Raw genomic sequence first — 22,050 nt, forward strand, 5'->3', positions numbered from 1 at the left:
CGCTTCGCTTGGCCGGGACGACGGGGGAGGTTTGCCCACGCTACGATTTAATCCATCACCAGATCGCAATACGCATAACCGTCGCGCTCGACGCGCTCGCCTGACGTCACCACAAGCCGCCGCGAAAACATCGGCCCCGCCACCACGCAGGTGTGAAACTCGCCGTTCTCGCCGCAGGGATCGACGCCGTCGGGCAGATCGGCCAGTAAATCTGCATCGAATGTGCGGCCTGCGAATTCGGCCGGCATCTTCATCAGGTCGACGGTGGCGATATGCGCTTCCAGCCCGCTCGCGATCATCGCCCGCGCCAGTTCGAGCGTCGGGCGCTCCCACAGGGGAAACACCGGCGTGATGCCGGTGCCCGCCAGCTTCTGTTCGCGATAGGCGCGAATATCAGCGAGAAACAGATCGCCGAAGATCATATGCGTGATGCCGCCCGCGACAGCCTGCGCGACCGCCTCGCGCATCCGCGCCTCGTAAACCTCGTTCGGACAGGGATAGGGGATCGGCACGATTCGCTGCGGCAGGCCTGCGGCCTCGCATTGCGCCTGCAATATCTCCTGCCGCACGCCGTGGATCGATACCCGGCCGAATGTTTCGGTCACAGTGGTCAGCGCGCCGACAACATCGAATTGGCCCGCGCGCATCACCTCATGCAAGGCAAAGGCCGAATCCTTGCCGCTTGACCAGGAGATCAGTGCTTTCGGACGGGCCATCAGTCGATCGGGGATGCCGACGTGCGCCGTCGTGTTTTCGCCGGCCGCGGCGGCGGCTCGGGATCCTTCAACGCGCCGATCCGCCGCAAAGCCGCCTCTGCCGCGCGCTCGCCGCTCTCCCAGGCGCCGTCGATCGTCCCCCACAGCGTTTCATGCGTCGCCTCGCCGGCGAGATAGATGCAGCCGAACGACTCGGTCAGAACCTTTCGCGAGGATTGCGCGCCGGGACCGGCCGCCGACATCGCGCCGAGCGCGAACGGCGCGGCGTTCCAGCGCGTCGCGCTCGACTTCTTCACCGCGGCTGCCGCCTCGCTACCGAACAGTTTGGTCAGCCATTCCACGGCAAACGCCACCATGGCCTTCTCGCCCTGCGCGGAGAGATCGCGGCCGAACGAGCCGCCAACGTCGATCGTGCAGAGCGACGAGCCGCCCATATTGGCAAATATCAGCGCCGTCTTGGTCGAATTGCTCTGCTCGATGACGACGTCGTCGCGCGCCAGCCCGAGCGGATTGCCCGGCATTTGCAGCGCGATCCGGTCGTAGCTGCCGAGGCTCAGTTTCGAGGCGGCGTCGAGCATGCGCTTCGGGATGTCAGGTGCAAACTTGATGTTGCCGGCAGCCAGCACATTGCTCGACACGGTGACCACGGCGGCACGCGCGGCGATCCTGCCCGCCGGCGTCTCCACACTGACATCGCGGTTGCTCCAGACAATGCGATTGGCCGGTGTCGACAGCGACAGCGGCACCTGCTCGCCGAGCTTTGCGATCAGCGTACCCAATCCCTGACGACAGCCGATCGCAGTATTGCGATCCTGCGCGCGGGACTTGTCGCCGACGGAGACATCTTTCAAATCCTTGCCGGCAAAACTGGCGCCTAACACGAACTCCACCGTGCTGGTCCAGTCGCCGAGATCCTTCGGCAGCACGGAGGCACAGGAGACGTCGAACCGCCGCGCGGCTTCGTCGATGGCGCGGTTGGTACGCACGAGCGCGGCGAGAAATTGCTCGGTTTCGCCGGCGCGGGCGTTGCGGCGGCCGATGCGGATTTTCTGACCCGATGGCGCGGTCGTGATCTCGAGGCCCGCGGCGCGCGCCAGCTTGATCATCGGATTGGTTTCGGGATTGTGCATCCAGCGCGCGCCGCGATCGAACGGCACCTCGAAGGTCGAGGTGTCGGTCTGGCAGCGGCCGCCGACCTGATTTGCCGCCTCCAACACGATCACTCTGCGGTTCGCCGCCATGATCCGCCGCGCCGCAGCAATGCCGGCCGCACCCGCGCCGATCACGACAATGTCGGCTTCGCGCGGCAAGGGTGCTGCTCCCGCGCGCCCCCCGGAAAAAACCGGGACCGCTGCCAATGCCGCGGACGCCGACAGAAAGTGGCGGCGAGTCATTGTCATGTCATGGTTTCCGGGCCTTGAAGGAAAAGAGAACAGCTAGCGAACTGTGCAGCATCTCACGTTACGCAGCAACACTCATGGTAAATCAATCATGATTGATCCGTTTGACGCATGAACTAAATTGAAACCGCTTGCGACCATGCTAAGGGAACAAAAAAGGCGGACGAAAATCCGCTCCGGGGGAATTTCATGGGCGTAATGCTCGATACAATCGGCCAGTTGATCGCGGGCTACCTGCAGAAGGAAGTCCCGGGCTACGAGCCGTTTACCCCCAGCGATCCCGAGCATCTGCGCGGCGTCATCGAGCCCGGCGACGTGCTGCTGGTCGAAGGCAACAACCGCATCTCCGGCATCATCAAATACCTGACACAATCGACCTGGTCGCACGGCGCGCTCTACGTCGGCCCGGTTGACGGCGCGCACGAACCCGACGGCGAGCCGCATGTGCTGATCGAGGCCAATATCGGCGAAGGCGTGACCTCGGCGCCGCTGTCGAAATATTATCCCTATCACACACGCGTCTGCCGCCCGATCGGCCTGTCCTTTGAGGACCGCACCACGGTGTGCCGCTACGCCATCAACCGCATCGGCTTCGGCTACGACACCAAGAACATCGTTGATCTGATGCGCTACCTGATTCCGTTGCCGGTGCCGCAGCGCTGGCGCCGGCGCATGATCGCGTTCGGCTCCGGCGATCCCACCAAGATCATCTGCTCGGCGTTGATCGCGCAGGCGTTCGATGCCGTGCGCTACCCGATCCTGCCCAAGATCACCCGCGCCGCCTCGCGAAAGGCCCGGCGCGAAATCCTGCATATCCGCGATTCCTCGCTCTACATGCCGCGCGATTTCGACATCTCGCCCTATTTCGAAATCGTCAAACCCACTATCGTGCACGGCTTCGACTACACGGCCCTGCACTGGGCCGACAAGCAGAAGCCGCTCCCGGAGGTAGCGGGCGAATTCGGTGTGTTTCCAGAGATCAAGTCGCCGCCGCTTGTTCCTCAAGAGGTTGACGAAGAAGCGCCGCTTCCGGCTGCGGCTGAAGAAGTGACCGTCGAAACGACGATGATCGAACGTGTCACCGTGTCGGAGCATTATCTCGCCGTCGAATATGTCCCGGTCCGCCCGCCGGAGCGCCGCATGAAGCCGCGCATCCCGGAGACGGTGGCGTAGGCCTCGTCGCAGCTACTAAACCCTCATGGTGAGGAGCCGCGCTAGCGGCGTCTCGAACCACGAGGCCCCGTTGGTGCCATTCATCCTTCGAGACGCGCTTCGCGCTCCTCAGAATGAGGTCTGACAAATGGGAGGAGCGCCGATGCGCACGCATGCCCTATCGCTCCGTCAAAACCTCCCCGCCAGCGTCAGCCGCACCGCCAGCGGTTCTGCCGGATGCACATGCCGGTCCGCCATACCGCCGATCGGCTCGCCCGGCAGCCGCGACAGATAATAATATTCGATCTGGTTGGTTCGCGCGTTGAAGAGATTGAGCACGTCGAGCTGCAGCCGCAGTCCGTTGTCGAATTTGTAGCCCGCGCGCGCATTGAAGATCAGCGACGCTTGCGAACGAACGCTGTCGTCCTCGATCAGGGGGCGCGGCCCGAAATAGCGCGCCCGCAGCGCGCCGAACCAACCGCTGTCGCCGCCAAACGTCATGCCGCCTGCCGCCACCCATGCGGGCGCGCCCGGGATGAAGTCGCCCGCAGGATCAAAGTCGGTGAAGCGAGCGCGGGTATAGGCGACATCCAGATCGAGCCGCATCCATGGTAGCAGTTGATACTGGTTGGTCCATTCTACGCCGACGCGCTGGCTGGGGCGGCTCGGCTCGGTGGTACCGGCGTCGCCGACGAACAGCAGCTCCGAATCGAAGTCGAGCACGAATACCGCGAACGAACTGGTGAGGCCTTCGACCGCTTTGGTGCGGATGCCGAGCTCGGCGCCTTTCGAGCGTACCAGCAGAGGCACGCGATCCTGCGGCGTCACCTTGTCGATCGGATCGACCGTGATGGTCACGCCTCTGATATCGTTGGAGTGCAGCCCGTAGCTGGCATTGCCGTAGAGTTCGGTCCGATACCACGGCCCCAGCACGATGCCGGCCTTGGGGCTTGTCATCGACGCCTGCGCATTGCCGGAATTCTCCGGCGTGTCGCCGATGACGCGGCCGGCAAAGTAATCCTCGCGGATGCCGACCGTGGTGCGCAGCCAGTCGGTCCAACGCGCCGTCGTGTCGGCCCACAGGCCGACATTGCCTTCACTGACGCTGTCTTCGCGAACCGTGGAGAGCGTCTCGCGCCGGAACGTCTTAAGCAGGCCGACACGGATATCGTCGCCTCGCGTCTGCAATCCAACGCGGGTCTGCGTCTCGACGCCGGCGACACGCATATCGAGGGCGTGGCTGGCATTGAGCCCATAGACGGTGCGCCGGTCCATCTGGCTGAACTGATCGCCATTGACGGGATCGTCGAGAAAATAGGTAAAGTTGTTGTAGAGCCGCAGCGAAGAGTTGATCGCATAGGCGCTGATCTTGCTCTGTCCGTATTCGCTCGATTGCGCCCAATTGCTCGACAGCGAGAACCGGCTCGAGACCCCGCCATCGGTCGGATCGAGTGTGCCGAACCGGCTGATCACGCCCTGGTCGATCGCGCGTTGCGCCACCTGGTCGGTCGAATTCCAGCCGTTGGAATAGGCCATCGCCGACAGCGTGAACCCGTCGGTCGCGCTGCCCTGGCTGTAGCGCAGCACGCCGTTGAGCTTGCGCACATTGTCGGGCACGTCCCAAGGCCCGCTATATCCAACGCCTTCGAAAGCGGTGAGCAACGTGCCCGCGCCGACAGATGTCGATCCTGCCGCCAGCGTGCGGCGGTAGCCGAAGCTGCCGAACGTCAACTCGGCAATGTTTTTCGGCAGCCGGTTGACATAGTCGATGGCAACGGCGCCTGCGGAGGCGAAATCGCCCTGGTCGGCAAAGTACGGCCCTTTGTGGACATTGACCGACTGCACCAGCTCCGGAATCAGGAAATTGATATCGGCGTAGCCCTGCCCGTGGCCATGGGTCGGCATGTTGACCGGCATACCGTCGACGCTGATGGCCAGGTCAGTGCCGTGATCGAGATTGAAGCCGCGCAGAAAATACTGGTTGGCTTTGCCCTCGCCGGAATGCTGGGTCACGATCAGCCCCGGTACCGCCTCCAGCGCTTCGCCGGCGCGCGAGAAAGGCCGGGCGTTCACTTCCGCTCCGCTGATGGTCATGGCGCTGGCGGCAGCGGGCTGAAGATATGCCGGCCCTGCAGTCGCGGACACCGACGTCACGCCGCCGCTGACCTGCGGCGGGACAGGTGCGCTCGGCTGAACCGCGGATGGATTTCGCGCGGTCTGTTCACGCCGTTGTGGCTTGGTGCGCTTGTTTGGCCGCGCTCCGGGAGAGTCCACCGTCACCGCGGGAAGCTCGCCAGGCTTGGCTGCCGCGACACTCTGCGCGTCTGCCGGTGGCGCCATGACAAGCAGTGATGCGGTGGCGGAAAATACCCACCAAACGGCCCTACACAACGCTCATGCCCCCGCATCATAACTGCTACAGTCGGCGCACGATCGTATCAGTCGACTTAACCCGGCGCCTCACGCTAGCAAGCGCAGTATGACGTTACAATAAAAATATCATACTGCAGGACGCCAATGGAATTTCCATGCAACGGATCACCATCACCATCGAAGACGATCTGCTCGCCGAGATCGACGCGGCGGCACAAGCCCGCGGCTATCAAAACCGCTCCGAGATCATCCGCGATCTCGCCCGCGCCGGCCTGCAGCAGAGCGCCGAGGATGCGGCTCCATCAGGCCAATGCGTCGCCGCCCTGGTCTACGTCTACGACCACGCCGCGCGCGACCTGTCGAAGCGGCTGGTGCAGAATTTCCACGGCCGCCACGATCTGTCGCTGGCGACGCTGCATGTGCATCTCGACGACGATAGTTGCATGGAGGTGACTGCGCTGAAGGGCCAAAGCGGCGAGGTCCGGCACTTTGCCGACCACATCATCGCCGAGCGCGGCGTTCGCTATGGCCGCGTTGTGATGATTCCGACGGGATCCGACAAGAAGCCGAGGGCGCGCAAGCACGGCCACCGGCACGACTAGCGTCGAGGCAAGAACGCGTAGGGCTGTAGCCCGGATGAAGCGGAGCGAAATCCGGGAACACTCTACGAGCATCCACAGATCCCGGATTGCGCTTCGCTCCATCCGGGTTGCGAATACGCGTTACCTGTCGGAACGGCCGATTACGGCCATCAGCTCCGCGATCTTTTCGCGCTGATCGGCCTTGTTGCCGCTGGTGATCGCATGCTCGACGCAATGCGACACGTGATCCCGCAACACTTCCTCCTCGACGCGCCGCAGCGCGGCCCGCACGGCGGAAATCTGCGTCACGATGTCGATGCAGTAGCGGTCCTCATCGACCATCTTGGAGAGGCCGCGGACCTGGCCCTCGATCCGGCTGAGGCGTTTTTGACAGGATGCCTTGATGTCTTTTCGCATGAGGTCTATATACCCCTACAGGGTATAGGTTTCAAGTGCCGGAGCGAATGATGCACAAGAACAAAAACGCCGACCAAAACGGCGCGTCGAAGAGCGGCTGCTGTAGCGGCCATGGCCACGACCACTCCAGCCATAGCCATCACGATCACGCCCACATTGCCGCGACCGTGCGCGACCCTGTCTGCGGGATGACCGTGAACCCCACGACCAGCAAGCACCGCTTCGATTTCCGCGGCGAGACCTTTCATTTCTGCTCGGCCGGCTGCCGGACCAAATTTGCCGCCGATCCCGCCTCATATCTGGAAAAGGACAGCCGGCCGAAACCCGCCGTGCCGGAAGGCACGATCTACACCTGCCCGATGCATCCGGAGATCCGCCAGGTCGGTCCCGGAAGCTGCCCGATCTGCGGCATGGCGCTGGAGCCGGAGGTCGCGAGCCCGGATGCACCGCCCAATCCGGAGCTCGCCGACATGACGCGCCGCTTCTGGATCGGCCTCGTGTTCGCGCTGCCTGCGGTTGTCCTCGAAATGGGCGGCCATCTCGTCGGCGGCCACGGCTTCCTCGATCAGACGCTGTCGAACTGGATTCAATTAGCGTTTGCGACGCCCGTCGTACTGTGGGCCGGATGGCCGTTCTTCGTGCGCGGCTGGCAATCGCTCCTGACGCGCAATCTCAACATGTTTACGCTGATCGCGATGGGCACTGGCGTGGCCTATGTCTACAGCGTGATCGGCACGGTCGTGCCCGGCATTTTCCCGGCCACCTTCCGCGGTCATGGCGGCGCAGTCGCGGTCTACTTCGAAGCGGCCGCGGTCATTACCGTGCTCGTGCTGCTCGGCCAGGTGCTTGAGCTGCGCGCCCGCGAAGCGACATCAGGCGCGATCAAGGCGCTGCTCCAGCTCGCGCCGAAGACCGCGCGCCGGATCGGCGACGACGGCGCCGATCACGAGGTGGAAATCGACACACTTGCGGTCGGCGACAGACTGCGGGTGCGGCCGGGCGAGAAGGTGCCGGTCGACGGCGTCATCCTCGAAGGCCGGTCCTCGCTCGACGAGTCGCTGGTAACAGGCGAATCCATGCCCGTCACCAAGGAGCCGGGCAGCAAGGTGATCGCGGGCACGCTCAACCAGTCCGGCGGGTTCGTGATGCGCGCCGAGAAGGTCGGGCGCGACACGCTGCTTTCCCAGATCGTGAAGATGGTGGCGGACGCCCAGCGTTCCCGCGCGCCGATCCAGCGGCTTGCCGATCAGGTTTCCGGCTGGTTCGTGCCGGTCGTTATCGTCGTGGCGCTGATCGCGTTTTTCGCCTGGGCCTGGCTCGGACCAGAACCGCGCATGGCGTTCGGCCTGGTCGCCGCCGTCAGCGTGCTCATCATCGCCTGTCCCTGTGCCCTCGGCCTTGCCACGCCGATGTCGATCATGGTCGGCGTCGGGCGCGGCGCGCAGGCCGGTGTGCTGATCAAGAACGCCGAAGCGCTGGAGCGCATGGAGAAGGTCGACACGCTGGTGGTCGACAAAACTGGTACGTTGACCGAGGGCAAGCCGAAGGTGGTCGCGATTGTGCCTAGCGCGGGATTCGAGGAGGCGGAGATTCTGCGGCTGGCGGCCAGCGTCGAGCGCGCCAGCGAACATCCGCTGGCCGACGCCATCGTGCGATCGGCCAGGGAACGCAATCTCGATCTCGGCACGGTGGAAGAATTCGACTCGCCGACCGGCAAGGGTGTCACCGGCAAAGTCGACGGCAAGCCTATCGTGCTAGGCAATGCCAACTTCCTGCAATCGCTCGGCATCGAAACCGGTTCGCTCAACGAACGGGGCGAGCATCTGCGCGGCGACGGCGCGACCGTGATCAACATGGCCGTCGACGGCAAGCTGGCGGGCCTGTTCGCCATCGCCGACCCTGTGAAGGCGTCAACGCCCGACGCGCTGAAGGCGCTGGCGGCGGAAGGCATCAAGGTCATCATGCTGACCGGCGACAACAGGACGACGGCGCACGCCGTCGCGAAAAGACTTGGTATTGCCGACGTCGAGGCGGAGGTGCTGCCCGATCAAAAGAGTGCGGTAGTGGCAAAGCTGCAGAAAGCCGGAAAGATTGTCGCGATGGCCGGTGACGGCGTCAACGACGCGCCGGCGCTCGCCGCCGCCGAAGTCGGCATCGCCATGGGCACCGGCACCGACGTCGCGATGGAAAGCGCAGGCGTCACGCTATTGAAGGGCGATCTGGTCGGCATCGTTCGTGCGCGCCGCCTCTCGCAGGCGACCATGAGCAATATCCGGCAGAACCTGTTCTTCGCCTTCATCTACAACGCCGCCGGCATCCCGATCGCCGCAGGCATCCTCTATCCCGCTTTCGGGCTATTGCTGTCGCCGATCATTGCGGCCGCAGCGATGGCGCTGTCCTCGGTCAGCGTCGTAGGAAACGCATTGCGGCTAAGGATGTCGCGGCTGTAGTTGCCGTACACCACTCTCACCCCACGCTCGGTGGGCTCCCTCCCCCCTTGCGGGGGAGGGCTGGGGAGAGGGGTAAGCCACGGGCACGGACCGGACGAATTGCCGACGGCTAGCCAAGCATGATTCCGGTTGAACAACGAGCACCGCCGTTGCCGTCACCCCTCTCCCTGGCCCTCCCCCGCAAGGGGGGAGGAACATACCGCCCGAGCTGACTCAGTAGACGCCCATCATGCAGCCTTCGCCGCTGTGCCGCGCGGCAGTCCGGCGCGCGCCAGACCGCCGTACAGCGCCTCACCGGGCATTTCCGATTGCAGGATCCCGCGCACCGCGATCAGCTTCTCGATGTCGATGCCGGTCTTGAAACCCTTGCTCTCGCAGAGGAACACGAGGTCTTCGAATACGACATTCCCCGTCGCGCCGGGTGCGAACGGGCAGCCGCCTAGGCCGCCGAGCGATCCGTCCAGTACGCGCGCGCCGGCATCGAGCGCGGCGGAGGCGTTGGCGATGCCCATCCCTCTTGTATCGTGCAGGTGGATGCAGATCGGCCTTGTGCCCGCGATCTTCACTGCGGCCGCGACCAGTTCGCCGACCTGTCTCGGCCCGGCATAACCGACCGTGTCGGCGATCGCGACCATGTCGACGCCGGCCTCGAACAGTTTTTCCGTCAGCCGCAGCACTTCCATCGGATCGACTGGCCCCACGATCGAGCAGCCCAGCGCCATCGAGATCGCCGAGTTCACCACCGGCTTGTGCGCGCTGGCGTCGCGGAGTTCGCAGAGCCGCTTGACGTTGGCAATCGCCGACTCGCGCGAGCGGTTGGCATTGGCCTGGCTGTGCTCTTCAGTGGCCGAGACCACCGTCGCCACTTCAGCGACGCCGGAGGCCAGCGCCTCGTTGACCCCGCGCTCATTCAGCGTCAGCGCAATGCCGCAGGCGCTGGGCAACGACGCCACGGTCGCGATGATATCGCGCACGTCGGCGAACTGCGGGAACGTCTTTGCCGGCAGGAACGAGCCGACCTCGAAGTGGCGCACGCCCGCGGCGTATTCATCACGGATCCAGCGCTGCTTCGCTTCGGTCGACGGAAATGTCTTCACGAGCTGCAGGCCGTCGCGCAGGCCGACCTCGCGCAGAATGATTTTGTTGTCGGGATAGAGTTCCTGAACGCGGGTCATGGCAGCCTCATGCGGCGTTATTTTTGGAAGATGGGGTTTGTTTGTCGAGTTCGGCGCGAACAGCTTCAGTATCGGCGCCAAGCACCGGCACCTTCAGCCCCTCACCGATGTTGCCGCCGTTCCACTCCACCGGCAACGCCGGGACGCGGAACGGCGCGCCGTCGGCGTTGAAATTCTGCACCAGCCCACCGGGGCGCAGCACATGCGGATCGTGCAGCAGATCCTCGGGGCGATTGATCGGCGAATAGGCGATGTTCAGCGCGTCGAGCCTTGCAGATAGATCGGCGATCTTCCAGCCCTTGATCACTTCGGCGACACGCGGAATGATTCTCCCGCGCGCCAGAATCCGGTCCGTGGTGTTGCGCAAGCTCGGATCGTCGGCAAATTCCGGCAGAGCGAACTCGCGGCAAAAACTCCACCAATGGCCCTCGGTGACGACGCCGATGAAGATACGCTCGCCTTCAGCCGTGTCGAAAATGTCGTAGATCGGCCAGGCATGCTCGCGCTCCGGCATCGAGCGCGGCTTCCTGCCGGTCATTTCATACTCGACCATGTGCTGCGCGACCAGAAACAGGCAGTTCTCGAACAGCCCGATGCGAATATCGGCGCCGTCCCTCTTGCCGCCGCGCTTCTCGTAAAGCGCGGCAAGGATTGCGATCGCGCCGAACATGCCGCCCATGATGTCGTTGGCGGAAGAGCCGACGCGTTGCGGTCTGTCGCGCGTCCCGGTCATGGCGGCGAGCCCAGACATCATCTGCACGACCTCGTCGAGCGCCGGCCGATGCTCGTAGGGACCGGAGAGAAAACCCTTGTGGCCGGCGACGATCAGATGCGGGTGTTTGCGGCGCAATTCCTCGGCGCCGAGGCCCTGCTTTTCGAGCTGACCGTCGCGAAAATTCTCCAGGAACACGTCGGCGCTTTCGAGCAGCCGGTGCATGGTCTCCCGATCCTCGGCATGCGTGAAATCGAGCACGACGCTGCGCTTGCCCCGGTTGAACAGTGGGAAGAACGAGGTTCCCATGCCGCCGAGCGAACGCGTCTTGTCGCCGACCGGCGGCTCGACCTTGATGACCTCGGCGCCCAACTGCGCGAGGACCATGCCGCAGGTCGGCCCCATCACCATATGGGTCATCTCGACGACCCTCACGCCGTCAAGCGGCAGTCCCGTCCCTGTCATCGCGGATCTCTCCCGTGCAATCTTTTGGCGTCCAGCCTAGGCCTTCGGCGGCCCTTGGGAAGGCACAATCTGTCAGACGCTGCATTCGCTGCCGCATAACGCCCGCCGCCACTTGCTGCGTCCGGACGGAGCTGGCCCTTGCCGAAGGGCTCACACATATCTACCTCTCGCGAGGGTTTTCTTGGGAAGAGGTTGAACTGTCATGTTGGACGCCGCCGTCAAGGCGCTTTCGCAGATCCTGTCGCCGCCGATGCGCACCATCCTGTGGCGCTCGATCGCCTTGGCGCTGGTGCTGATTACGGTGCTGGCAATCGGATTGCAGCGCGCGTTGAGCTGGTTCGCGGAATACGGCGAGGTCTGGGCCGAGGCGATGCTCGGGCCGGGTTTCCACGCCACGCTCAACATCCTTTCCTGGATCATCTCAATCGCGGCCGGGCTTGGCGTCGTACTCGGCGGCATCTTCCTGATGCCGGCAGTCACCTCGCTGGTGGCGAGCGTGTTCGTCGACGACGTCGCCGAGCATGTCGAGCGCGAGCATTATCCGGCAGAGCGTCCCGGCGACGCGCTGCCGCTCGGCGTCGCCATCCCCGAAGGTATCAAGACGGCGCTCTTGACGATCCTGGTTTACCTGATCGCGCTGCCCTTCGTGCTATTCGCGGGCGCCGGCTTTCTGATTTTCTTCATCGCCACCGCCTGGCTGCTCGGCCGCGAGTACTTTGAGCTGGCGGCGATGCGTTTCCGCCCGCCCGCGGAAGCCAAGGCGATGCGCAAGGACAATGCGGCGACCGTGTTCACCGCCGGCCTGTTCATCGCGGCCTTCGTGTCGATCCCGATCGTCAATCTGGCGACGCCCTTGTTCGGCATGGCCTTCATGGTCCACATGCACAAGCGCCTCTCCGGCCCGAGGCCGGAGCTGATCGAGCCGGCGCGGAAGACGGGAATGCCGGTGGTGTGACTCCTCTCCCTCTCCCCGTTCTTCACGGGGAGAGGGTCGGGGTGAGGGGCTGTCACCGCGAGCTCTGAACGACGTGAGACCTGTACCCCCTCACCCGGATCGCACCGGACGATGCTTCGCATCGCCGAGGCGATCCGACCTCTCCCCGCAAGCGGGGCGAGGTTGAAGAGACTCACACCGTCTTTTCCGGCCAACGGCAGAGATCGTTGATCAGGCACACCTCGCAGCGCGGTTTGCGCGCCAGGCAGGTGTAACGCCCATGCAGGATCAGCCAGTGATGGGCGTGCAGCATAAACTCCGGCGGGATCACCTTTTCCAGCCCCAGCTCGACCTCGAACGGTGTGTTGCCGGGCGCAAGCCCCGTGCGGTTGCCGACGCGGAACACGTGGGTGTCCACCGCCATCGTGTGCTCGCCATAGGCCATGTTGAGCACGACATTGGCGGTCTTGCGTCCGGCGCCCGGCAACGTCTCGATTTCAGCGCGCGTCCGCGGCACCTCGCCGCCGAATTCGGCGATCAGTTTTTCCGACAGCGCGATGACGTTCTTCGCCTTGTTGCGATAGAGCCCGATGGTCTTGATGTACTCGCGCACTTTTTCCTCGCCGAGCGCCAGCATCTTCTCCGGCGTATCCGCGACCGCAAACAGCGTGCGCGTCGCCTTGTTGACGCCGGCATCCGTTGCCTGCGCCGACAGCACCACCGCGACCAGCAGCGTATAGGGGTTGAGATGTTCGAGCTCGCCCTTCGGCTCGGGATTGGCCTTGCGAAAACGGCTGAACGCTTCGTGGATCTCGGCCGGTGTCCACGGCCTTGGCTTTGCGGATTTCTTCCCAGGCTTGGGCGCCGCCTTGGCGGCCTTCTTTGCCGGTTTCTTCGGCACGGGCGGAACGCTGGGCTTTTTGGCGCTGAGAGAGCGGGTGATTTTGGCCATGATCGGGATATACTGATACGCGATGACCGCAAGCAACGACTTTGATCCGGCGCTTGACCAGCCGACGCTGTTTTCGGCGCGGGTGACGCCGCATCGCTCGCTCAATCGAACCGGCTTTCTGGTGCTGATGACATTCATCAGCGTGGTGAGCTTTGTCGCCGGCATCGCATTTTTGCTGATGGGTGCATGGCCGGTGCTTGGCTTATTCGGCCTCGATGTGCTGGTGATCTACTGGGCGTTCCGGATCAATTTCCGCAGCGCAGCGGCCACCGAGGATATCGTGATGACGCCTTCGGAATTGCACGTGCGCCGGGTCAGCCATCGCGGCGACGTCATGGAATGGACGCTCAATCCGCTTTGGGTGCAGCTCGAGCAGACAGGCGACCCCGAATTCGGTATCGAGCGCCTCTATCTGGTCTCTCGGGGCCGCCGCGTCTCGGTCGGCTATTTTCTGGGGCCAGACGAAAAAGCAAGCTTTTCCAAAGCCTTAATGGAAGCGCTGCAGACCGCCAAGCGCGGCATCACATACAATCCGGTCGCGTAGGCTCTCTTTTTCGAACGCGTTTCCTTCACGCAAACCGGTTCCCACTTCGCTCGAAAACGCTACGTTGTCAGAAATCGGGTGGTTTGGACCGCGCATGAGCCCTAAATCAGACCCCATGATGATAACAGCCATACAAGACCAGCGCCTGGCCAAGCCGGGCCTCCAGAGCGCCGCGCTGCGCGATTACGACTCTGTCCGCCGCGCTATCGCGTTCATCTCCGAGCACTGGCGCGCGCAGCCGACCATCGAAGCGATGGCGGATGCCGCCGCCGTGACGCCGGATGAACTGCACCATCTGTTCCGCCGCTGGGCCGGGTTGACGCCGAAGGCCTTCATGCAGGCGCTGACGCTGGATCACGCCAAGGGCCTCTTGCGCGATTCCGCCAGCGTGCTCGACGCCGCGCTCGATTCGGGGCTGTCAGGGCCGGGCCGGCTGCATGATCTGTTCGTCACCCATGAAGCGATGTCGCCGGGCGAATGGAAGAACGGGGGCGCCGGCATGACGCTGCGCTATGGTTTCCACGCCTCCCCGTTCGGCACCGCCATCGTGATCGCCAGCGACCGCGGGCTGGCCGGGCTCGCCTTCGCCGACCCCGGCGAGGAGCCGACGGCGTTTGCCGACATGAAGCGGCGCTGGCCGAACGCGACCTATGTCGAGGACCATGATGGCACCGCCGATCTCGCGCAACGCATCTTCGACACGCGGCTGTGGCGCCCCGACCAGCCGCTCCGCGTGGTGCTGATCGGCACCGATTTCGAGGTGCGGGTGTGGGAGACGCTGTTGAAGATCCCGATGGGCCGCGCGGTCTGCTATTCCGACATCGCCAACAAGATCAAAAGCCCGAAAGCCTCGCGCGCCGTTGGCGCCGCCGTCGGCCGCAACCCAGTGTCATTCGTTGTGCCCTGCCATCGCGCACTCGGCAAGGGCGGCGCGTTGACCGGCTATCACTGGGGTGTCACGCGAAAACAGGCGATGCTCGGCTGGGAAGCCGGCCAGGTCGGGCTGCACTAGAATGCAGATTTCGTAGGATGGGTAGAGCGCAGCGAAACCCATCACTTCTTGCGTAAAGCCACGATGGGTATCGCTTCGCTCCACCCATCCTACGCGACCGAAGTCACGCGGCCAGATCAACCTTCGTCGCCACCGTCGAATCCGCGTTCAGCCGGTAGATCACCGGCACGCCGGTTGCGAGTTCGCGCTTGATGATCTGCTCGGGCGTCAGCTTCTCCAGCACCATGATCAGCGCGCGCAGCGAATTGCCGTGGGCAGCGACCAGGGTGCGCTGTCCGCGCAGCACCCCGGGCAAAATCTCCTGCACGTAATAGGGCAGCGTACGCGCCAGCGTATCTTTCAGGCTTTCCCCGCCGGGCGGCGGCACGTCGTAGGAGCGGCGCCAGACCAGCACCTGGTCCTCGCCCCATTTCTTGCGGGCATCATCCTTGTTGAGGCCGGAGAGATCGCCGTAGTCGCGTTCGTTGAGCGCGAGGTCCTTCGTCGTCGGCAGCCCGGTCTGCCCGATCTCGGCGAGCATCAGCTTCAGCGTATGCTGGGCGCGCGTCAGGTCCGAGGTGAAGGCAACATCGAACGTCAGCCCTTGTGCCTTTAATTTGCGGCCGGCATCCCTGGCTTCGGCAATGCCCTGCTCGGTAAGGTCAGGGTCCTTCCAGCCGGTGAACAGGTTCTTCAAATTCCAATCGCTCTGCCCGTGACGCACGAGCACAAGAAGACGTTCGCTCATTCCTGAATTTCCGTTGTTCGATTCTAGAAGTCGGCAAGCCCCAGCACATCGGCCATCGTGTAGAAGCCGGGCTTCCTGCCGTGCGCCCATAGCGCGGCCTTGACTGCGCCCTGCGCAAACATGGTCCGATCCTCGGCGCGGTGGGTGAGCTCGATGCGCTCCATGGCACCGGCGAAGATCACGCTGTGATCGCCGGTGACGGTGCCGCCGCGCAGCGAGGCAAAGCCGATATCGCCCGGCTGCCGTGCGCCGGTATGCCCGTCGCGGCCGCGCGCCGAGTGGGTATGCAGGTCGACGCCACGGCCGGCTGCGGCGGCCTCACCGAGCAGGAAGGCCGTGCCCGATGGCGCGTCGATCTTGGCCTTGTGATGCATTTCGACAATTTCGATATCGAAGCTTTCGTCCAGCGACTGCGCGACGCGCTTGACCAGCGCGGCGAGCAGATTGATGCCGAGGCTCATATTGCCGGACTGAACGACTACCGCACGCGAGGTAACGCTCTTGATCACCGCCATGTCGGACATGGATAGCCCGGTGGTTCCGACAATGTGCACGAGACCGCGTTCGGCGGCGATCGCGACATTGGCGATGGTAGCGGCCGGCACGGTGAAATCCAGAATGCCGTCGGCATTGGCCGACAGTTTCCAGAGGTCGGCGGAGAGCTCGATACCGTTGGCAGGCAGGCCGGCAAGAACGCCGGCATCCTTGCCCAGGAGTTCCGAGCCCGGCGCTTCCAGCGCGCCGGTCAAAACAGCACTGGGCGTCTCGGAAATGACGCGCACCAGCGCGCGGCCCATCCGGCCGCCAGCCCCCGCAACGATCAATCGCATATCGGCCATGGCTTCACCTCTCCACGCCCTATAGCGGGATGAGGCCGTTCCGGCAACTAATCAGGGGCGCTTGGGGCTTCCGGACGACCAGGCGAATCCGGCCCGGGAACGGAGAATAGAGAACAGGCAGGAGGCATCCTGCGCCGCGCTCGATCCCGCCATGACCGGCATCGATCGGCCATTTATGGAAGCTCAAACCAAATGCTCCGAAGAGCGGCACCCGTTGCGCCTAAAGGGTGAATTCCAGGTCGCGCTGCAGAACGACGCGGCCGTCGCGCTCCACAACGTACATGGCTTTGTAGGTACCGCGCTCCCAACCCGTCGCCGGACGCTTTTTGCCGGTAAACAACAGGTATTGTGCTTTGTTCCTATCCAGTTGTGAGGCTCGATTTTCGGCGATGACGTTCCCGATCGGGTCCTTGATGACAAGCCGTTGTGTGTCGCCCGTCTTCAGGCCAATGACGCGAACAAAAGCGACAATTGCCGGTGCGCTGGCAGACGGCAATTCCTTGCCCTCGCTTCCATCCTCGACGCGTTCCATCGTCACCGGCCCGTTCGTAAAGCCGGCGTTTATGACGACCCGCTCCTGATAGGCGAGTCGCGCGTGGAGTGCAGGATGCCACAGCAGTGCGCCGCTCCCGCAGGAGCCGGCAGGAGCCCCATACGCGAAAGGATCTACGATCGCCCCCTTATGCCTGACCGTGAAATGCAGATGAGGATGTTCGGTCATTCCTGAAAGACCGACGCGACCAAGCGGCTGCCCAGCCTTGACCAGGTCACCCGGCTTCACCATCAGGCTGCCGCTGGCCATGTGGCAATATTGGGTTTCCCATTGGTCCGGATGTTCGATCACAGCTCCATTGCCGCATTCGACATCGCGAACAGCTTCGCGCGCAGATTTGCTAAAGGCGCCGTCCGGCGCGTCACCTCGTGTGCGAAGAACACGGCCGCTTGCGGAAGCAAGAACTTCCACGCCGGCCTTCTGCGACGCCAGTGACGGCAAGCGAAAGTCCGTCCCATTATGGGCGTCATACGTCAGAGTGCCGCATTTGTAGTCTTGCGTTGATGCTGACGGATCGACATCAACGTAATTCTGAATGTAGCAGGTCCGGCCGGGCTCGCAGGCGATTGGCATCCCCAATTGAATGCTCTGGGCGATCACCTCCGAAGAAAAGCCAAAGGCCGCCGCAACGGCAAAGGCTCGAGTCATACCGCGCATAAAGTCTTGAACCATCATAAGCGGTTTGCGCATCAATTCGGTGGCCGCTTGCCAGCCGTCCAGATCAGCCGGCAATCTGATGATACTGGGCAGACGGCCTTCTCGCGCCCGCCGGCCCCGAATGGGGATTGCGTGAGATGATAGAGCAGAAAGAACTCGGCCTGCCGGTTGATTCCCAATTTAAGCATGATGCGCTTGGTGTAGGTTCTTACCGTTGCCTCGGTCAACCGCAGGTCGGCGCCGATATCGCGTGGACATTGGAATTGGAGAATCTTGGCGATGATTCTCTCTTCGGCCCAGTTCAAGCCGAACGCGGATGCAATACGGTGTGCCCCCAGCGCTTCATCGAACTGTGGCACGATGATCAACGCCTTCCCCGCGTCCCAGTGCATTGGTGCAGCCCCGATCTTGGCGAAGGCAAACTGCTGGCGCTCCGTCGAGAGAGGCACGGTTGTATTCAGCCAAACCTGGCCAGGTCGCGGGATCAGCGCCTCCCGGATCGCCTCCCTCAAGCTCTCGGTTACCGATCCGCTGCCCGCGAGCCTGCCGCCATCTATTCTGAGAAGTTCGCCCTTTGCCAGCAGCGCTTGTCCACTGTGGTTGATCCCGTGAACATGCAGGCCTTCGTCCACGACGAAGGCGGGAAAGGCCAGTTTTTCCAGCCAGATTTCTGCATCCAGATGTCGATCAGGTGACCGCTGCGCAAGGGAATGAGCTGTCTCCCAAACCGTACGCACCGCACGCGCGAGACAGGGAATTTCGGCCCGAGCCAGCGCAGCCTCCCGCCATCCTGCCACAAATACCACGGTTGACCTGTTACGGGAGGCGAACCTCCCGATAACGGAATGACTATTTATTCCTGGCTCGGGGCCAATCAATTTCCGCACAAAAGTGGTACGCGCGTTGACAGGTTCGAGAAGGGCGCAATCTGCGCCAGCGCCCTTGCGGGCAATGCGCGCGACCGTATCGGTGCATGACGGATCGATTGTGGCGTGTCCGATCCGGACCTCTTTAAGCTCCGACCCGCTCGTGCGAGACATGACCGCGACGTAGCAACTGCTGCACTCGAAAAGCTCGGCAACAGCCTTGCCAAAATACTCCATCGCCCGCTGGTTGGGACCTTGCTCCGTAGAGCGCCCTATCTGAGGATCTTCGGCGTTCCGAGACTCGCCGCGCTCAGCATCACTGAAGCGAAATCCGCTATGCCTGAGAGGTAGTGCTTTGCTGTTCTCATGCACGGGGCGCCTCCCGCAAGAGTATGTGGCCGGACAGATGCCGGCGGTCTAACGCTCCTTAAACGCGCGGTCGATGCGCAGTTCCATCGGCTGCAGCAAATATTCCGCGAAGGTTCTTTCTCCCGTCTCGATAAATATCTCAACGGGCATTCCAGGCAGCAATGATGGAAGATACGAGGCCGTCGGCGCGTTGATATCAAGCTCGACTTCCGCCATGTAAGACGTAATGCCGCTCTTGGCGTCGGTCAGTGCGTCTGCCGCTACGGCGACGACCTTTCCATCGAGCATCGGCCGGCGACGAATATTCAGCGCGTGAACGCGCACGCGCGCGCTCTGTCCGGCATAGACCTCTTCCCGATCCATCGGCTTCAATGCTGCCTCGATGACGAGCCGATCTTCCGTCGGAACGATTTCCAGGAGAGTTTCGCGTGGTGCAAGCACGGCATGGAGATCTCTGCTGTTGAGGCCGACGATCTTTCCACTCTCGGGGGCACGCAATTCAGACCGGTCAAGCTGATCGCGCAAAGCGGCAATTCGATGTCGGAGATCCCCAATCTCCTCGCTCGTCGCATGCCGCTGCTTCGCAATCTCCTGATTTTGATTGAAGCCCAGTTGTCGACGCCTGTCTTCGAGTTCCGCCATTTTGCCCCGCATCTCCGCGACCGATGCCGAGTTCCGGGCAACCTGTCCGCTGGCCTCGGCTTCGGCCCGCTTCAGGGCCAATACGCGTGGCTTTCGAGCGAGGCCCTTTGACAGCAGGTAGCTCGTGTCAGCTATTTCTTCCTGCAAAAGCTTGAGTTGTTTCTCGACACCCTCGGTGTTGCTCTCGAGGCCGCGGATCGAGTCAGTCAGTTGCAGCATCTGCTGGTCGATCATTTTTCGTTCATTCTCGATCGCGGCCAGTCGCGCCGCAAACTCGGCTACCTGGGTCTGCATGGCAATGCGCGCGGACGCATTGCTCGCGTTCCTGTTCAGCTCATCCGGAAACACGATCGATTTCGCGAGGACCTGTTCCGCCGCCAGCCGCGCCTCCATCGCCAGAGCAGCAAAGTACTTTGTCTCGAACGAGCCCAGGGCAGCTTCGATCTGGGTCGTGTCGAGTTGTGCTATGAGCTGACCCGCCTCGACGTGATCGTTTTCCCTGACGTGGATTGATTTCACTATTCCTCCCTCGAGGTGCTGGACTGCCTTGCGCTTCGAATGAACCTTTATGACACCTGGCGCCACAACCGCGCCGCGCAGGGGAACCGTCGTGGCCCACACGCCGAAGCCGCAAAATTGCAGAACGAGCAGCACACATCCCCATCCTATGATCCGCCGCATGTCGGATCGTGGCCGCTCTCTGCGGAAAACGGCAACAGCGCGATGCTGACCGTCCTGATTCATTGAACCGGTCCCCTCACAGCCAGTTTCTGCCGTTCCGGATTATGCCGGACGACGTGCGGCTTCGGCCCAGATGAAGTGACAGGCAGGCGGAGAACGTCGGCAGGCGGCCCGAACGCGAGCTGCGCGCCATCCCTCAAAAGGAGTACTGCATCCGCGATGGTCAATAGCCGGGGCCGATGGGTGACAATCACCACCGCCGCGCCGCGCGCTTTCGCGCGCTCAATGGCGGAACACAATGCTTCCTCGCCTTCAGGATCGAGATTGGCGTTCGGTTCGTCCAGCAGGATCAATTTTCGATCGCCGAAGAACGCCCGGGCAAGGCCGATCCGCTGGCGCTGCCCACCGGAAAGCTTGTTACCGTCGCGCCCTATTTCGGTCTGGTAGCCCGCTGGCAGAGACAGGATCATCTCATGCGCCTGCGCGAGTATGGCCGCGGCAACGATGTCCTCGTCCCGCGCATGTTCGTCAAAGCCGGCGATGGCTTCGGCCACGGTGCCGCCCAGAAGCTGCACGTCCTGAGGAAGATAGCCGACAAACTGGCCGAGCTGATCGGGGTCCCAGTCATGCAGGGCTGCATCGTCCAGCCGGATCGTGCCGCTACTCGGTCGTTCCAGCCCCGCCATCAGGCGCAGCAAGGTCGATTTTCCAGCGCCAGTCGGGCCAATAACGACAACGATCCTGGAGGGCAGACATCCAAACGTGATGCCCGCGAGGATCGGGCGCTGCGCCGTGGCCATCCGGTACGTCACCCGCATCACTTCAATGCTGCCGGATGGGGACGGGAGCAGCGTACGTCTCTCACGAACAAGCACTGGAGCCGCGGCCGCCTGAACTTGTACCCATGCCTCGTGTGCCGATGCCAGTGCGCGCCATGCCGAGATAAGGCCCTCCATCGGCTGCAGCGTACGGGCGATCAGGATCGCACTCGCAATCAGGCTACCAGCCAGCACCTCGTTCTGAAGTACGAGCCAGGCGCCTGCGCCGATCGCGGCGATCTGCAAAATAGTTCGTACCATGCGCGCGGCGGATGCGATCGCGGACACCCGTTCGCTGCCCCGGACGACCGGGCACAACGCCTGGTCATTGAGATCCATGAATTCGCGGACGGCACCTCGGGTCCAACCCATGGCCCGCACGAGGCCGGAATGTCGGACGATACCGTCGAGAGTGGCCTGCGTCCGCAGCGCAGCTTCCGACGCCTGCGCGACTTCCGTGCGCGCGACCCAGCGGCTGGCAATGCCCATGACCAGCAGAATTGCCGCTCCGATCAGGGCGATGACGCCGTACCATGGGTGCATAAGAAACAGAATGAAAATGAACGCCGGCAGGAAGGGAGCGTCAATCAGCGCTGCGACCGTGCCGCTCGAAAGGAAAGTCCGCAACTCACGAACCCTGACGAGATCGTGCGTCCGGCCATCGCCGCGCCTCGCCTCGTCTACAATGGTGCTTTCGAGAACAATAGGCGCGACACAGCGCTCAAATCCGACCGCAAACCGGCTGAGTAGCCGGCTGCGAAGAACATCGAACATGGCGCTGAAGACGAGCGCGCCTGCGGCGATGATGGTGAGGCCAACAAGGGTTTCAACGCTGCCGCTGGTGATGACCCGATCGAACACTTCGATGGCGTAGAACGGAACGACAAGGAGAAGTATGTTCAAGGACACGCTAAAGGCCACGACCCACACGAATGCGGATCGTCCCGGAATCAATCCAAGCAGCGATCGTGCAGCGGACGCTGGGATCTCACGACGGATACGCGAATACATGACT

19 protein-coding genes are annotated in these 22,050 nt (G+C 63.1%); 6 read left to right on the top strand and 13 right to left on the bottom strand.

Annotation, left to right across the window (positions count from 1 at the left end):
- Positions 1 to 47: 47 nt before the first annotated feature.
- Together CP49_RS04275 and CP49_RS04280 are read right to left on the bottom strand one after the other, a co-directional pair.
- A complete protein-coding gene (locus CP49_RS04275; RefSeq protein WP_057849062.1) occupies positions 48 to 716 on the bottom strand; it encodes a Dph6-related ATP pyrophosphatase in 669 nt (222 codons plus the stop codon).
- Positions 716 to 2,116 carry a flavin monoamine oxidase family protein gene (locus CP49_RS04280; protein WP_057849063.1) on the bottom strand — a complete coding sequence of 467 codons (1,401 nt, stop codon included), beginning with the start codon at positions 2,114 to 2,116 and terminating at the stop codon, positions 716 to 718. The genes CP49_RS04275 and CP49_RS04280 overlap by 1 nt, the downstream gene beginning before the upstream one ends.
- 189 nt (positions 2,117 to 2,305) lie before the next feature.
- Here CP49_RS04280 and CP49_RS04285 point away from each other — a divergent pair, with 189 nt between their 5' ends.
- Positions 2,306 to 3,289, top strand: coding sequence for a C40 family peptidase (locus CP49_RS04285; RefSeq protein WP_057849064.1), 984 nt, complete (start codon positions 2,306 to 2,308; stop codon positions 3,287 to 3,289).
- A gap of 168 nt (positions 3,290 to 3,457) precedes the next feature.
- Here CP49_RS04285 and CP49_RS04290 read toward each other — a convergent pair whose 3' ends face one another.
- Complete coding sequence (locus CP49_RS04290) at positions 3,458 to 5,608, bottom strand: TonB-dependent receptor (RefSeq protein ID WP_057849065.1); 2,151 nt, start codon at positions 5,606 to 5,608, stop codon at positions 3,458 to 3,460.
- Between the two features lie 188 nt (positions 5,609 to 5,796).
- On the opposite strand from CP49_RS04290, the gene nikR reads away from it, so the two are divergent.
- Positions 5,797 to 6,243: a nickel-responsive transcriptional regulator NikR gene (gene nikR, locus CP49_RS04295; RefSeq protein WP_057849066.1), complete on the top strand. Its 447-nt coding sequence runs from the start codon at positions 5,797 to 5,799 to the stop codon at positions 6,241 to 6,243.
- A gap of 120 nt (positions 6,244 to 6,363) precedes the next feature.
- Here nikR and CP49_RS04300 read toward each other — a convergent pair whose 3' ends face one another.
- Entirely contained in the window at positions 6,364 to 6,639 is a 276-nt protein-coding gene (locus CP49_RS04300; RefSeq protein WP_027540012.1) for a metal-sensitive transcriptional regulator, read from the bottom strand.
- Positions 6,640 to 6,689: 50 nt separating this feature from the next.
- On the opposite strand from CP49_RS04300, the gene CP49_RS04305 reads away from it, so the two are divergent.
- Positions 6,690 to 9,089, top strand: a complete 2,400-nt coding sequence (locus CP49_RS04305) for a heavy metal translocating P-type ATPase (protein WP_276326558.1) — start codon at positions 6,690 to 6,692, stop codon at positions 9,087 to 9,089.
- A gap of 227 nt (positions 9,090 to 9,316) precedes the next feature.
- Here the strand turns inward: CP49_RS04305 and CP49_RS04310 are convergent, their stop codons facing one another.
- Together CP49_RS04310 and CP49_RS04315 are read right to left on the bottom strand one after the other, a co-directional pair.
- Positions 9,317 to 10,264, bottom strand: coding sequence for a hydroxymethylglutaryl-CoA lyase (locus CP49_RS04310; RefSeq protein WP_057849068.1), 948 nt, complete (start codon positions 10,262 to 10,264; stop codon positions 9,317 to 9,319).
- Positions 10,265 to 10,271: 7 nt separating this feature from the next.
- Entirely contained in the window at positions 10,272 to 11,441 is a 1,170-nt protein-coding gene (locus CP49_RS04315) for a CaiB/BaiF CoA transferase family protein (RefSeq protein ID WP_057849069.1), read from the bottom strand.
- 202 nt (positions 11,442 to 11,643) lie between these two features.
- On the opposite strand from CP49_RS04315, the gene CP49_RS04320 reads away from it, so the two are divergent.
- On the top strand, positions 11,644 to 12,396 hold the full coding sequence (locus tag CP49_RS04320) for a sulfate transporter family protein (protein ID WP_057849070.1): 753 nt from the start codon (positions 11,644 to 11,646) through the stop codon (positions 12,394 to 12,396).
- A 172-nt stretch (positions 12,397 to 12,568) separates the two neighbouring features.
- Here CP49_RS04320 and nth read toward each other — a convergent pair whose 3' ends face one another.
- Positions 12,569 to 13,327, bottom strand: coding sequence for an endonuclease III (nth, locus tag CP49_RS04325; RefSeq protein ID WP_057849071.1), 759 nt, complete (start codon positions 13,325 to 13,327; stop codon positions 12,569 to 12,571).
- A gap of 22 nt (positions 13,328 to 13,349) precedes the next feature.
- Between nth and CP49_RS04330 the strand changes: the two genes are divergently transcribed.
- Both CP49_RS04330 and CP49_RS04335 read left to right on the top strand, forming a co-directional pair.
- Positions 13,350 to 13,871: a DUF2244 domain-containing protein gene (locus tag CP49_RS04330; RefSeq protein WP_057849072.1), complete on the top strand. Its 522-nt coding sequence runs from the start codon at positions 13,350 to 13,352 to the stop codon at positions 13,869 to 13,871.
- A gap of 115 nt (positions 13,872 to 13,986) precedes the next feature.
- Positions 13,987 to 14,883: a methylated-DNA--[protein]-cysteine S-methyltransferase gene (locus tag CP49_RS04335; protein WP_057849073.1), complete on the top strand. Its 897-nt coding sequence runs from the start codon at positions 13,987 to 13,989 to the stop codon at positions 14,881 to 14,883.
- 103 nt (positions 14,884 to 14,986) lie between these two features.
- Here the strand turns inward: CP49_RS04335 and CP49_RS04340 are convergent, their stop codons facing one another.
- From CP49_RS04340 to CP49_RS04365, 6 genes are all read right to left on the bottom strand, one after another.
- Entirely contained in the window at positions 14,987 to 15,610 is a 624-nt protein-coding gene (locus tag CP49_RS04340; protein ID WP_057849074.1) for a 2,3-bisphosphoglycerate-dependent phosphoglycerate mutase, read from the bottom strand.
- 23 nt (positions 15,611 to 15,633) lie between these two features.
- A complete protein-coding gene (gene dapB / locus CP49_RS04345; protein WP_057849075.1) occupies positions 15,634 to 16,449 on the bottom strand; it encodes a 4-hydroxy-tetrahydrodipicolinate reductase in 816 nt (271 codons plus the stop codon).
- A gap of 220 nt (positions 16,450 to 16,669) precedes the next feature.
- The gene (locus CP49_RS04350) at positions 16,670 to 17,734 is read right to left on the bottom strand and encodes a M23 family metallopeptidase (RefSeq protein ID WP_338060327.1); all 1,065 of its coding nucleotides are present in this window, start codon (positions 17,732 to 17,734) and stop codon (positions 16,670 to 16,672) included.
- Complete coding sequence (locus CP49_RS04355; protein ID WP_197423016.1) at positions 17,692 to 18,897, bottom strand: helix-turn-helix transcriptional regulator; 1,206 nt, start codon at positions 18,895 to 18,897, stop codon at positions 17,692 to 17,694. The genes CP49_RS04350 and CP49_RS04355 overlap by 43 nt, the downstream gene beginning before the upstream one ends.
- 45 nt (positions 18,898 to 18,942) lie before the next feature.
- Positions 18,943 to 20,190: an HlyD family type I secretion periplasmic adaptor subunit gene (locus CP49_RS04360; protein WP_245310492.1), complete on the bottom strand. Its 1,248-nt coding sequence runs from the start codon at positions 20,188 to 20,190 to the stop codon at positions 18,943 to 18,945.
- Positions 20,191 to 20,276: 86 nt separating this feature from the next.
- Positions 20,277 to 22,046, bottom strand: coding sequence for a type I secretion system permease/ATPase (locus tag CP49_RS04365; RefSeq protein WP_156438040.1), 1,770 nt, complete (start codon positions 22,044 to 22,046; stop codon positions 20,277 to 20,279).
- Positions 22,047 to 22,050: the final 4 nt, after the last annotated feature.

The organism is Bradyrhizobium valentinum, from assembly GCF_001440405.1.
Taxonomy (GTDB): domain Bacteria; phylum Pseudomonadota; class Alphaproteobacteria; order Rhizobiales; family Xanthobacteraceae; genus Bradyrhizobium; species Bradyrhizobium valentinum.